Annotated in this window: 9 protein-coding genes and 2 other RNA genes; 9 read left to right on the top strand and 2 right to left on the bottom strand. The window is 58.1% G+C overall.

Annotated features, from left to right (window positions below; genetic code table 11):
• The first annotated feature begins 251 nt into the window (after nt 1-251).
• The 9 genes from AC244Q_RS14605 (at nt 252) to AC244Q_RS14645 (ending at nt 7653) form a co-directional block, all read left to right on the top strand.
• The gene (locus AC244Q_RS14605; protein ID WP_164902322.1) at nt 252-1358 is read left to right on the top strand and encodes a tyrosine-type recombinase/integrase; all 1107 of its coding nucleotides are present in this window, start codon (nt 252-254) and stop codon (nt 1356-1358) included.
• Nucleotides 1355-3268, top strand: a complete 1914-nt coding sequence (locus tag AC244Q_RS14610) for a hypothetical protein (protein WP_128406815.1) — start codon at nt 1355-1357, stop codon at nt 3266-3268. Before AC244Q_RS14605 ends, AC244Q_RS14610 begins: the two co-directional genes overlap by 4 nt.
• Complete coding sequence (locus AC244Q_RS14615; RefSeq protein ID WP_128406814.1) at nt 3258-5135, top strand: site-specific integrase; 1878 nt, start codon at nt 3258-3260, stop codon at nt 5133-5135. Before AC244Q_RS14610 ends, AC244Q_RS14615 begins: the two co-directional genes overlap by 11 nt.
• Nucleotides 5086-5601: a hypothetical protein gene (locus AC244Q_RS14620; RefSeq protein ID WP_128406813.1), complete on the top strand. Its 516-nt coding sequence runs from the start codon at nt 5086-5088 to the stop codon at nt 5599-5601. Before AC244Q_RS14615 ends, AC244Q_RS14620 begins: the two co-directional genes overlap by 50 nt.
• Before the next feature lie 3 nt (nt 5602-5604).
• Nucleotides 5605-5962, top strand: a transfer-messenger RNA (tmRNA) gene (gene ssrA / locus AC244Q_RS14625).
• A gap of 136 nt (nt 5963-6098) precedes the next feature.
• Nucleotides 6099-6198: a transfer-messenger RNA gene (gene ssrA / locus AC244Q_RS14630) on the top strand.
• Nucleotides 6199-6501: 303 nt separating this feature from the next.
• The gene (locus tag AC244Q_RS14635; protein WP_128406812.1) at nt 6502-7017 is read left to right on the top strand and encodes an SspB family protein; all 516 of its coding nucleotides are present in this window, start codon (nt 6502-6504) and stop codon (nt 7015-7017) included.
• A gap of 48 nt (nt 7018-7065) precedes the next feature.
• Nucleotides 7066-7260: a DUF4169 family protein gene (locus AC244Q_RS14640; RefSeq protein WP_003560930.1), complete on the top strand. Its 195-nt coding sequence runs from the start codon at nt 7066-7068 to the stop codon at nt 7258-7260.
• A gap of 168 nt (nt 7261-7428) precedes the next feature.
• The gene (locus AC244Q_RS14645; protein ID WP_017994693.1) at nt 7429-7653 is read left to right on the top strand and encodes a ribbon-helix-helix domain-containing protein; all 225 of its coding nucleotides are present in this window, start codon (nt 7429-7431) and stop codon (nt 7651-7653) included.
• A gap of 92 nt (nt 7654-7745) precedes the next feature.
• Here AC244Q_RS14645 and AC244Q_RS14650 read toward each other — a convergent pair whose 3' ends face one another.
• Together AC244Q_RS14650 and AC244Q_RS14655 are read right to left on the bottom strand one after the other, a co-directional pair.
• Nucleotides 7746-11462, bottom strand: coding sequence for an AsmA family protein (locus AC244Q_RS14650; protein WP_128406811.1), 3717 nt, complete (start codon nt 11460-11462; stop codon nt 7746-7748).
• 201 nt (nt 11463-11663) lie between these two features.
• Nucleotides 11664-13076, bottom strand: a complete 1413-nt coding sequence (locus AC244Q_RS14655; protein WP_012758242.1) for an FAD-binding oxidoreductase — start codon at nt 13074-13076, stop codon at nt 11664-11666.
• Between the last annotated feature and the right edge of the window lie 58 nt (nt 13077-13134).

Consider the following 13134-nt stretch of genomic DNA (forward strand, 5'->3'; position numbering starts at 1 on the left):
ACCGCGAAGGTATGAATTCTCCCTACATCATCACTTGCACCGACAGGTTGGCAGAAGGCCCCAACCACTTTTTGAGCGAGAGAGCCCGTGGGCGCATCAAACGTGATCCAAACGACCCGAGGGCGAGAAAACTCAGTCCGAAAACGACACGACAGTGCGGCTCACGTCTGGCTGATTATGAGACATGGTTGGAGAGCGCGGCTGCGCACCCCGGCATAGGGTCCCTTGGCTGGCAGGATAGCCGCAGGTGGTTGGTCGAGCTGTATGAGGAGGCACTTCTCTCGGGCTATTGGAGTCGGGACTTTTGGCTCACCGGCCAGCCGTCACCTTTGGCATTCCGCTCGACCGTGAAGCCTCGCGTTGACGAAGCAATTCTCGCCGGAATGTGGCTTCAAAAGGCCGGATACATAGCGGACTTTGAAGAATCGCCTGGTGACGCAGTCATCGCTCGTGAGCGCGCGTTGGTGAAACAGTCATTCGAAGCAATTGGTGAGCAGTTGCAGGTTTCCGGGTTGGTCATAGCTCAGAAAACACAGGTTCGGCAGGACCCAGGGACCGTTTTGCCGCCATCCGACAAAGACATAAAACAACTCATCGCGACATTACCCGAGGGCACGATGCAATTGGTAGCTCTGTCGCTCTACGAGCTTGGTCTAAGGGTATTCGAACTCCTTGAACAAATGAAAATCCCCCCGTCTTGGTTAGGCAACGTCGACCGCTCGATCATCGGCGGCCAAACGTTGGGCTATCTCCCTGACCTGGATGTCGTGTTTTCAAACGCATCAGACATAGAGAAACGATGCAAGTGGCGCGTCAAAGGCAAGTCCGGCAAAATCCGCTGGGTGATGATACCGCCCAAGCTCCTCAGATTGCTTTGGAAGTATGCTGTTGCAACCCGCCGCGCACTCCTCAAGGGCAAACCTCCCGAACTTCGATCCAAGCACGAGTTATTTCTCAATAAGCGCGGCCAGCCTATTCACTATGACAACATCAGCTTGGCGCTCCGCCGCGCGAACGACACGCTGCATCGGCAGGAACGCATTACCGCGCACCCGCTCCGACATGCGTATGCGTGTAAGTTCATCGAAGTCTGCATTCTCGAAGACTTCGCTAATGCCGGTGTTGATCCCAAGACAGCCTCGTACGAGCAGTTCATGCGAAGTGGCGAGGGAGCAATCGTCGTCCTCCAAGCGAACCTTGGACACGCCGAACGTGAAATGACGATGAGGTATCTCCAGCAACTCGCAGGGCGCGAAATGGCGTTCCGATACCAAAACGCCTTTAACGGGGAGGTCGACGCGCTCACCGAAGACGTCAGCCGTCGCACTTCGTCCAAAAGAGATCGGGCAGCCGCATGACCAAGCGCCCACAAAAAGGCGAACTGCCCAGATCCCTTAAAGCTGACGGCGTTCTTCCTACAGGCCCCGCCTCTAACGTCGCTACAATCGCTTTGCCTGAGTATCTCGACTTCAAAGCCGAGGACTTCAAGAATACGCCCCTTATTTTTCGAAATAGAGCGAAGGTATCAAGAGAACTCTTTGGAGGCGGAAGATCGGCATCCACAAAGCGCACAACGGGACGCCGGCTAAGTCGCATTGCAAATTTCATCGATCATTACACCAAGAAGAACCGGACCACGATAGTAGCAGCCGACGACGTTGATTCTGCATTCAGCGCTGATTTTCTGCGGTACATCGAACCTTTCAATGAACGAGATCGCGTGATCGCCACCTTCCGGAGATTACTGAAATGCATCGGAGTACCAGAAGCGCTCTGGCCAACGAACCCGTTTCAGGGAAAACCGGCCGCATCGTCGAAGAGCCTCCTGTCAAGAAAACAAATGAGGGCGGCTATAAAGAACGCGAAGCACGAAGCTCGCTTGGTGATGCGAACATCACGAGAAGCGAACGCCGCGGGCCCCGGTCATGATCCAAGACGTGCACCAGGCAGGAAGGGTGAATGGGACGACCTTGGAAATCGCTTGTGGGCCTTACGAAACATAGTTGGCCCGACAGTGCGGACCTGGAACGAATACAATCGCCTCTTTCCAGCGGTTGTGAAGCAACTTGAAAAATACCCGGGGGCACTCGCCGTCGAACGAAATGGCGAAATCCGTCGAATTAAAGGAATCAACGCGCATCTGAGGTATATCTATCCCGAAGGGCGAGACATAGCGCCTTTCGTGGTCCTGACACTCATCAGGACTTTATTTAATTTTGAGTCGGTCGCCACTCTGGAGGTGGGCAAATGGTTTAAGCCCTACCCTCTTTCAGTAGGCGAAGAGGACGAAGAGAGCGTCGATAGGGCCTGTTACATTGTGAGCCGAAAAAACCGCGGTAAACAGGACCCCCGTGATCCGCCGAAGGTCGTCCGCGCGATTTCGTTGATGAAGCCGTGGTCTCACGCCTACCGTGTCCTTCAAACGGTGGAGGCACTTACCCAACCACTGCGAGATGAAATCGAGCGTGAGATCGAAGAGCTGCATCGGACTAGGCGGCGTTCCAACGATCAAAAAGAGCGCCTCTCCTACCTGCAATCCATACGTAACCGCGTCTTTCTTTACAACAGCAGCATCACCGGGATCAGTGCGATATCCTATGAACACGGCGCACCTCGTTGGCTTAACGAGACATTGACGACCTGGGGTCTGCCGACGGAGGTAAGAAACTTTCGCGATGCAGGTCTCGCGTTCGGCTTCAGCGAGTCCGGAAGCAATCTCGCTGTGCTGCAGATTCTAGGATCGCATAGCAAACCGGGCGTATCAGCCCTCTATACGAAACGAAAGCAGTTAGAGGCGACTAGAGAAGAGGCCGCAAAAAGTGTCTTCCGAGCCAGCATGGAACTCGTTGAGGAGGGTGATTTTTCTCTCCACGCAATGGCAGAACGCTTGTCTGCCCAAGGTCTCCGGACCCGCCAAGTCGAGAACGTCTTAGACCCAGACACCACTACGCGGTGGGGTAACCGGTGTGCCGATCCGGCGTCCCCTCCTTCGGGGTTTTCCCAGAGAACACTACCTGGCCAAGAATGCACGGGTCAAAGATGCCTTGACGGATGTCCTCATGCCCGTTGGTTTCCAGAAAGCATACCGCACGTGCTGATAATGTTGTCTTCGGAGCGTGAGAGGCGACGAAATCTCGGTGCGGAGGCAACGCTCGCAGGGACCTTTGACAGCATCATAACGCGATTGAAAAGCCTTCTGACCATGTGGCCGGATCGTATCCTCCGCGATTACCCAGCCGTCGCGGGAGTGCTGAGCGGTGAGGACTGAAATTTCAATCGAGGCCCAAAGGCTTTGGATCGTCGTAAACGCCTTGAGGCTTGACGATAGTCCGCCGTATCGCGACGACCTAGAGGTTACACCCGGGTACTATTTCGGGGACCATGGCTGGTACTTTCCCCTTGAGAATTTGACGCCCGGCAGGCGAAAGAAGGACGGCGTTGACTTCCTTGCGAAAACTAATTTCCCTAACAACGTCGTTGGGCGTCTCACACCAGACAGCCTTTTGCTTCTTCAATTAAAGGACGTGGGCGTTGTACACATTTTCCGGCTCGACGTCCTGAAGTCGCGGATTACTGTTTCCAACGCCGGTTTTTTCACGGAGCGCATGACGTCAATCAAACGGTTTTTCATCGCGATGAAAATCATCGGACTGAACAGCCTTTCTGATCTCACGCCGTTCAATCTACCGCAAGTCCGCGCGCTGATGTCCACGACAAAGGCGGACAGATTTGGGTTTATTCTCTCTCAACTCATTCTCATTTCGCAGGCGGGCTTGGTGCGTGACGGCCTTCGAGCGTATCAATGGGAAATCGATATTGGCGACGATGATGCCGACGACACCACTAGAGAGCGCGGTACTCAACCGCTGACGGCGGAGCAGGCTGGCACTCTCCTAAAGCTGAGCAGAAGTTACATTTCATTAGCATCGGAGATCGGGGCCGAAATTCGAGCTCTCACCGACCCGATCAGCCCCCAAACCGCCATCTCGAATCGTCTGAAAGCCAAGATTCCCGCAAATCTGGACGATTTAGAAAGCAAATGGCATTCGACGACATTGCATCTACTCGTGGAAGTCTCTTCAGCAAACTTAGAGTGTTATCACTTCGGCTTTCGACCAAGCGAGGTTTTGTCTATACGAACGGGATTCATTGTCGCGCTTCTTGACGATCCCGAGGGACAAGACCTCAGAATACGATTTATTCGAACGAAAAATGTTCCGACACCCACAGCCCGGGAACTACGCGTCGACCCGTATCTCAGGGAAGTCGAGGTCGCAATTGAAGACGTCAGAGATGCTGTGAACGCTCAGAGCGACTTCATCTATTCCCACCCAAACTCGGAGTGGGAAATGAGTTACAACAGGTACGTCTATCGACTCAATAGGTTCTGCCAGCTGCATGGGTTGGATTTCACTGTCTCCGGTTATACCTGGCGTAAAACCGTGGTCGACATCATGGTCCGCGTGTTGACAGAGGCAATCCCGATACTTCAGCATATGCTGGGCCACGTTTCCGAAACTGAATCGGTTGGGTATGCGCTCTCCTCACCACTGCTTCAGCCTGAAATCCAGGCGGGGGTTATGCAGGTTTATACCCGTCGGGCAGGAACCCTGTTTGAGACGGCCACAAGCCCTGATTCGGAACTGGGCGGCCTAGCTGGCAAGCGCCTTCAGAAATTACTTTCATCCGATATAACCTCAGAAGACCTGGGCTTGACGAAGGACGAATTCGTGGAGGACTGCATCGCCGAGGGAAACCTCCCGATCAAAGTCGCTGAGGGAGTCTATTGCGTCCGTGGAAAGCTCGGGAGAGGCCTTTGCTCCATTGATGCTGGGGACCTGTTGGCAGACCCCGCAAATTGCAGTGCTGCCTGCAACTTTCAGATCCAGATGCCAGAAAGACTCGCGGTGGTGAAGGAAAACATCATCAACCTTGGGAAACTTCTATCGTCATCCAACGCGTCGCGGATGCAGAAGCGCCATGCGGTCAATCAGGTCAACGAGCAATTGGTAGCGTGGCCTGAACTCATCGAAATACGCGACGAATTAATCAAGTCAGACCCTCAACTGATTCAATGGTTAAAAAATGACATCAAAGGACATTCCACAAAATCTCCGTGCATCGAAACAACTTGAAAGTCACGAGACAGCCCAAGCTTTTGAACAGGCGATGGATTCGATCCGAAAGGACCTTTCGACTGGCAAATTAGCTCGTCATCATAGAGAAATTTTTATGTCCGACGTGGTGGCTCGAACGGACAAAAATAGAGACATTTTGAAAGCTGACGCTCATAAAAACACAACCCGAGTGAAAGTAAGGGCGTTCGTTCAGCAGATCAACAAGGCCTTGGAAGAGGCGGCCGCGAAGGATCCCGAAGCCGAAATTTCCGCCCTGAGAGATCAACTACGAGAGCTGAATGAAAAATATGCACGGCTGGCTGACACCGCCAACGACTGGTCCGCTCGCTGTCGAGAGAAGACCTACAGAATTACAAACTTAGAGGTTCTGTTAGAAGCAGAGCGTGAAAAAGGATCGAAGCGCGCTATCCACATTGTTCGTGAAAAATCCCCGTCCGACAAGACTCCGCCGAAACGCGATTAGGTCAGGCTTGCAAAGCGCCGGCTTCTCACCTATCTCTCTTAGTGCTTCGCAAGAAGTCTATGGCGCTAAACCTTTTGTGCAATAGGCATGCAGGACGCGGCTTCGATGCCGCCGCCTCCACCAAACATCTTGATGATCGTTTCATCAGCGAATGGGGGCGACATGGGATCGACTGGTGCTGAAAGACAAAAGCTGTGCTCGGCATGATACCACCGTTATCGGGTCAAAATAGTAGTTGCAAACGACAACTATGCGGAAGCTCGTCTCGCTGCTTAATCGCAGTGTGACACTTCAAATCAAGTCCTAAGGGGTCGCACTCTTAGGCGGGGTTCGGAGGTACCTGGCAACAGAAACCTCCACCTAATCCAATAATATTTCTGTCTGCTGCCGTCAGATTTGAGCAGATGTCGTTGGCGGACCAAACAAAAAGGGGTCAACATGCTATTAGTGAAAGTCTCGCCATCTCAGAGCCTCTCGATGTCGACCCCCTCTTTTGTAGCTCATGTAAAGGGCGGTACCCGGCGCCTCCACCAAAAACCGGCGGTCTTAAAGGCCGGCTTTTGATGGGGGCGAAACAGGATCGACAAGGGTGTAAAGATCGTCTTTTTGCTCGGCATTGTACCGCCGTTATCGGGCTAAAATTGTAGTTGCAAACGACAACTATGCGGAAGCTCGTCTCGCTGCTTAATCGCGGTGTGACACTTCAAATAAAGTCCTAGTGGTTCGCACCTCTAGGCGGGGTCCGAAGGCACCTGGCAACAGAAGCCTTCACCTTCTCCCTGCCGCCGAAATCATGTATGCTGCTTAAAAACGTGACTCGGCTCCGGTCTTTCCCAAGGCGCCCGAACGTGGCATACAACCTTGTGAAAAGACTCCGAACCGACGAAAGACAGGAAAAGCATGGGGCAGGATCATATCCGCTACGACATTCTGGCACAGGATGCACTTCGCGGCGTCATCCGCAAGGTATTGGCGGAAGTCGCAGCCACGGGCCGCCTGCCCGGTGATCATCACTTCTTCATCACCTTCCTCACGGGCGCGACCGGTGTGCGCATCTCCCAGCACCTGAAGTCGAAATACCCCGAGCAGATGACTATCGTCATCCAGCACCAGTTCTGGGACATGAAGATCACCGACACGCATTTCGAGATCGGTCTTTCCTTCTCGGACGTTCCGGAAAAGCTGGTCATCCCATTCAATGCGATCCGCGGCTTTTACGATCCCTCCGTCAACTTCGAGCTCGAGTTCGACGTGCCACTCGCCGACGGCGAGGAATTGCCGTCCGGTGAAATCACCGCCTATCCGGTGGATGCTGTTGGAAAACCCGACGACGCCGCGGGCGCAAAACCCGCCGACGGCGAGGAGAAGAAACCGGGCTCCGTCGTCTCGCTCGACTCCTTCCGCAAGAAGCAGTGATTGAAGGGGGCCAAGCCTCCCTTTTTCATAGGGAATTCAGGCAACCGCATGAGCGCCGAAATCATCAATCTGCGCCAGTTCCGCAAGAAGCAGGCTCGCTCCGAACAGGAGAAGCAGGCCGAACAGAACCGCATCTCCTTCGGCCGCACCAAGGCCGAAAAGCAACTGACCCGCAGCCTGAACGACAAGGCCGACAAAGCCCATCGCGACGGCCGGATCGAGACCGATGACGACGGCGCGTGACGGTTTCACGCAAAGCTTGAAGAGCCGGAATGGAACCTGCGATCAGCCACTTGCGCGGTTTCCTTGAATCGATCTGCCGACCCACGCATGCTTTGACAGAACGTCCTTAGCGCGTGCTCGCGGACGCGCGGCGCTCTAGGCGCTCCAATCGGAATGTGAAGGCGCTCCATGATCCGCAAGCATTCGGCGACATTGCACGGCCATCGCACCAGTTTCTCGCTGGAGGATGAGTTCTGGACTGAGCTGAAGACGATTGCCGCAGCCCGTTCGATACCGCTCGCCGCCCTGATCTCCGAAATCGACGACCACCGCCCGCCGGACAGCAACCTGTCCTCAGCGCTGCGCTTGCATGTGCTTTCCTGGCTGAAGGCCGGCGCCAGCCACCAGCCCTGATGCATGTTGCTTAAAATCGCGTAGCGATTTGGGACGACATCAATGAAAACAAAGGCCTGAAGCGTCTTGCATGAATCAAATTCTATGCACTTTCACTGCGCCTGAACGCCCGGCAACTGGTCGAAATTGAGCGGACCGGGCTGCGCTTGCCCGCTGCGCCGTGCTGCTTCCGCCTCTGCGGCGGCCCTCGCCTGCGCATCCGCATCCGCCTTCGCTTTGGCTTCCGCCGCGCGTGCGGCCTCCGCCTCGGCAGCAGCCTTCTCAGCGGCTGCTTTCTGCGCCAGCGCGCGCAGCCGCTCTTCCTCCGCCTGCCGTTGCTTCTCGATCTCGGCTGCCTTGATGCGCTCAGCGTCGTTGAACCGGTAGAGCGCCACCTCGCGGCGCAGCCGCTGTTTTTCGAGCACGACCGCCTGCAGCCGCTCGACACGCCGGCGCTCGCGCTCGAAGGCGCGCAGCGACAGAAAGCTGGTGATATCGGTTACATCCATCGTCTTGCCGGGCGACGGCAGCATGCCGGAAAAATTCAGCCGGAGCGCCGGCTCGGCGCCGGAAAGCGCTTCCGTGCCAGGATTGAACCCGACGCCCAGAGTCGCGCTGATCCGCTCTTCCGGCAGTGCGATTTGCGCATCGGCGGTGATGCGGGCCAGATCGTTGGCGACGGTGACATTCTGCACCCTCAGCGTCCCGTCGGCGATGTTGAAGGGGATGCCGAGCGGCGGCAGCTTCGCCTCGCCGTTGCTGAGCAGCGTCTCGATGATTGGATGCACCTTGCCGGCATTGATCTGCTCCTGCATCGTATCGGTTGCGGCAAGCAGCGGCGGAAGGACGGCAAGGTTAAGCCCGCGTATGCTGGTATCGCCGAGCCTCAGTTCGCCCGAACCATTGAGCGAGCTGGCGATCTCGCCGATCGTCTTGCCCGAAGCCTCCATCGACAGCGACAATCCGAACTTGCCGTTGGCGATCGGCGCTCCGTCGCGCAGCCAGACGACGCCGGAAAGATCGGAATCGGCAAGCGCAAGCTTCGTCTGCAGGAAACCGGTACCGTTGGCATTGGTGAAAAGCAGGTTGCCGGAGAGCTTTCCGTCGTCCCAATTGCCGGCCATGTCTTTGAGCTGCAGCTCGTCGCCCTTGTAGGCAACGTTGCTGGTGAAGTCCGACACCGCCGTTTCCGGAAGGCCCGGCCAGAACTGCTTGGCCGTCAGTTTCACGTTGACGTCGAGATCCTTGAAGACGGGCAGCCCCAGCGGCGCCGTCGTCAGCTGACCGTTGGCGGGATCGACGATCTGGCCGAACACCGCCTCGCCGAGCCAGCCGGCATCTGCCTTGGAGAGCGTCAGCCCGCCACTCGCGGTCGTCTTCGCAGCCTTCCGGTCGAAGGTCAGCGCACCGGAAAATTCGTTGTCGGCCGCATGCCCCTTGAGATCCGAAAAGACGATCTTGTCGCTATCGATGGCGGCATTGACCTGCAGACCGAACGGCAGCCCGGTTCCGGTCTGCGGCAGGGCGATGCCGTTCATGATGAGATAGGGGTCGATATCGGCGCTGTCGAGCGAAAGGGCGATCTCGCCGTTCATGAAGGTCTCCGGCCGGACATCGATCTTGCCGTTGGCCATGAACGAGGTCCGGTCGGTCGCAAAGGTCAGCGCCGCATCGGCGGGATCGTTGCCCGATGCCTTCACCTTCAGCGTCAGGCGGCCATTGGCCCCGACATCGACCGGCAGCGGATCGAGCCCGGCCTGGCCGAACAGGACTGATGGCACGGCGTTTTCGAGCGTCGCCTCGAGGCTCGTCGTGCCATTGCCGGTCAGCGCCAGGAGGTCGGACATGCGGTAGTCGAGATTGACGCGGCTGCCGTTCGCCACGCCGGCAAGCGTCACCGTCAGCGCATTGCCCTCGTCGCCGCCAAGCGTCAGCGCGCCGCGAAGCGCCGTATTGCCGTACCAGCCGGCATTGCGCACCAGCCGGTCAAGCACCGGGTGATGCGGCAGGTGCTCGCGCAGCATGGTGAAGAAGCCGCCGGGATCGGCCGATTTGAAGGTGATCTCGCCCGCGCCCTTGTAGTCGAGCAGCGAACCTTCCGCCCTGCCCGTCGCCGTCAGCTCTGCGCCTGCAATATTCTTGATCGACAGCCGGTCGACGGCAAGCGCGCCATCGGCAATCGTAAAGGTGGTCTCGACATTCTCGGCGTCGACGCCGAAGGCGGTGAACTTGTCGGCCTTGAGCTGGGCGGCGATCTTGTGGTCGAGCACGTTGTCGCCGGCATCCTGGCCGGTCATGAGCCCGCTCAGCGCCTGTAGCGCGTCAAGATCGAGCGTATCGCCGTTCAGCGCCACCGATAGCGTCGGCGTCTGGCCGGAGATCGCCTGGCGCTCCAGCCGGCCCTTCAGCGTCGCCGGTCCGATGGCGATCTCGAGATTTTCGAAACGCTGCAATTCATGCGTCAGGCTGACATTGGCGGAAAAGCCCGCCTGCCGTAATTGCCGGATAGCCGGATCGACCGAGCCGGCTAGCCAGGAGGCTAGCCCCGTCGGCTGGCTGGAGGCCACCAGGATCTGGCCGTTGAACGACGGCTCGCCCTGAAGCAGGAGCTTGCCCTTGCCCTCTACCTGCGTGCGTCCCGGCAGCGTGCCGGTGACGCTGTCGATCAGCCAGCCGGTGCCGGCCGGTTCGAGCTCCAGCTGTACGTCGCGCAGCGTCGTATCGCCGGCGACGATTGCCGGCAGCTTGACGCTCGCCTTGCCCGGCACCTGCGGGATCGGCACCTGCGCGACGATATCGATCAGCGAATTCAACCGCTGGCGCGCCGAAACAGCGGGATCCCGTGTCGTCTTGCCGGCCGAGCCCTGATTGCCGATGCGGTTGACATCGATCTGCTGGCCGTCGGCGGTCAACAGGAATTCCGGCGCATTGCCGGTATCGAGCGTCGCCTCGCCGGTTATGACGTAGGGATCGTCTGTCGGGCCGATCTCCATCCGGTATTCGGGGATGCGGATACGTTCATTGGTGAGCTCGAAGCGGCCCTTGACGCGCGGCGGCTGCTCTTTCTTGTTGGCGGGCTTGGCGCTGTTGCGGATTTCGATCGCGGCCGAAAGCTGGCCCTGATAGTTCGGCTTGCTGTCGACGAGCTTCAGCTCGCCGTCGAGATCGACGCTGACAGGGTGCTTGTCCGGCGAAAACCTCGTGCGCATGCGCAGCACGCCCTTCTCGTCCGGCTGACTGCTCGAGATCGAGAAGCCGCCGTGCTCGCCGTCGAGCGCAGCGTCGCCCTCGATGCGCCAGGGACCAGCCAGCGACTTTGCCGACATTTCCGCGTTGAGGCCGGTGATGCGACGCGAGCGACCCGACTGATCGTCGATGAATTCGACCTCGCCGCCGCTGACATGCACGTTTTCGAGGACGACGGTCCTTGCCGGTATTTCCGCGCGGCTGCCGCGCATCCAGTCGAGCGTGCCGTCCTTGAGCAATCTCAAGCGCACCTTCGGATTGACGATACGCATGTCGAAGATCAGCGCTTCGCCCGACAGGAAAGGTGCGAGCTCCGCATCCATGGAGAACTGCTCGACCTTGACGATCGGCGTGCCGTCTGCTTCCTGGCCGACGCGCACGTCATGCAGCGTCACCGATGGAAACGGCAAGAGGCGCGCATCCACGGTGCCGTAGACGGTGACTTTCTTGCCGATAATGCGGCTTGCCTGATCCTCAAAATTCTTGCGGAAGTCCGTCCAGTCGATGAACAGCGGCGCAAGCAGCGCCACAAACAGCACTACGACGATCACTCCCCCCAGAAAGACGAGGAACCGGCCTACCAATGCAAAGCGTCTCCATTCGGGATTCTGTTGCAGACACTAGAGCATGATGCCGAAAAGTGTGAGCGGTTTTCGGACGACATCATGCTCTAACTCTTTATTTGAGAACAGGATTCAGATTTCAGGGCGAGCCTGCCTAACATCATCTTGTTCTAGCGCTAATCATGCCGGGGGCAAGACCCAACTTCATGAGAATGTTCCGTTTCAGCCATGGTGGAAAATCTTGCCGGGATTGAAGATATCGTCCGGATCGAGCGCCTGTTTCACCTGTCGCATCAGATCCACCGCGCCGCCGAGCTCCTGTTCCAGAAACGCCATCTTGCCTTGCCCGATCCCGTGTTCACCGGTGCATGTCCCGTCCAGGTCGAGCGCCCGCCGGTTGAGCCGTTGTACGAAGCTCTCTGCCATGGCGATGTCTTCGGCGCTCTTGTCGTCGAACAACAGCAGCACATGGAAGTTCCCGTCGCCGGCATGGCCGACGATCGGCCCCAACAGCCCGTGTTCCTCGATATCCGCCTGCGTTTCGGAAACACAATCGGCGAGCCTCGATATCGGAACACAAACATCGGTCGAAAGTGCGGCAAGCCCGGGCGCCAGCGCCCTTGCGGCCCAATAGGCGTCGTGGCGTGCCTTCCAGAGCTTCGTCCGTTCCTCGGCATTGGCTGTCCACAGGAACTCGCCGCCGCCGCATTCGGCGGCGATCTCGGCAAAGGCTGCCGATTGCAGCGGCACCGTCTCGTCGGTGCCGTGGAATTCGAGGAACAATGTCGGGCTTTCGGCATAGGAGAGCTTTGAATAGGCGTTGCAGGCCCGCATCTGTACCGTGTCGAGCAGCTCGATACGCGCCACCGGAATGCCCATCTGGATCGTCATGATGACGGCATCGCAGGCGGCCTTGATGCTCGGAAAGGCACAGGCCCCTCCGGCAATCTTCTGGGGGATCGCCTGGAGGCGCAGCGTCACCGAGGTCAGAATGCCGAGCGTGCCCTCGGCGCCGACGAAGAGCCGCGTCAGATCGTAGCCCGCCGAGGATTTACGGGCGCGCCGGGCCGTGCGGATCTCCTCGCCATTGGCGGTGACGGCGGTGACGGCAAGCACATTGTCCTTCATCGTTCCGTAGCGCACGGCATTGGTGCCGGAGGCCCGCGTCGAGGCCATGCCGCCGATCGAGGCGTTGGCGCCGGGATCGATCGGGAAGAACAGGCCGGTATCGCGCAGGTGGATATTCAGCGCCTCGCGTGTCACACCCGGTTCGACGGTGCAGTCGAGATCTTCGGGGTTGACCTCAAGCACCCGGTCCATGCGGCTGAAGTCAATCGAAATGCCGCCATTGGCGGCATTGACCTGCCCCTCCAGCGAGGTGCCGACGCCGAAACCGATCACCGGCACCTTGTGGGTCGCACAGGCTCTGACCGCCGCCTTCACATCTTCGGCGCTCTCAGCGAAAAGCACCCCGTCTGGCAGTTGCGGCGGGATATAAGTGGTCGTATGGGCATGCTGTTCGCGGAAGGACTGGCCGGTCTGGAAACGCTCGCCGAAGCTCTGCTTGAGAATGCCGAGCACCGCGGCAATTCCCGCCTCGTTGCGTGTGCCCGCCTTCGCGTCCTTCAGCGCCATCCCGTTGATCTCCCTGCCATTCCGCAGAAACCATATCGTGTTCCGCAGGTCAGGCTGG

The sequence above is a fragment of the Rhizobium sp. CB2179 genome (assembly GCF_057653455.1).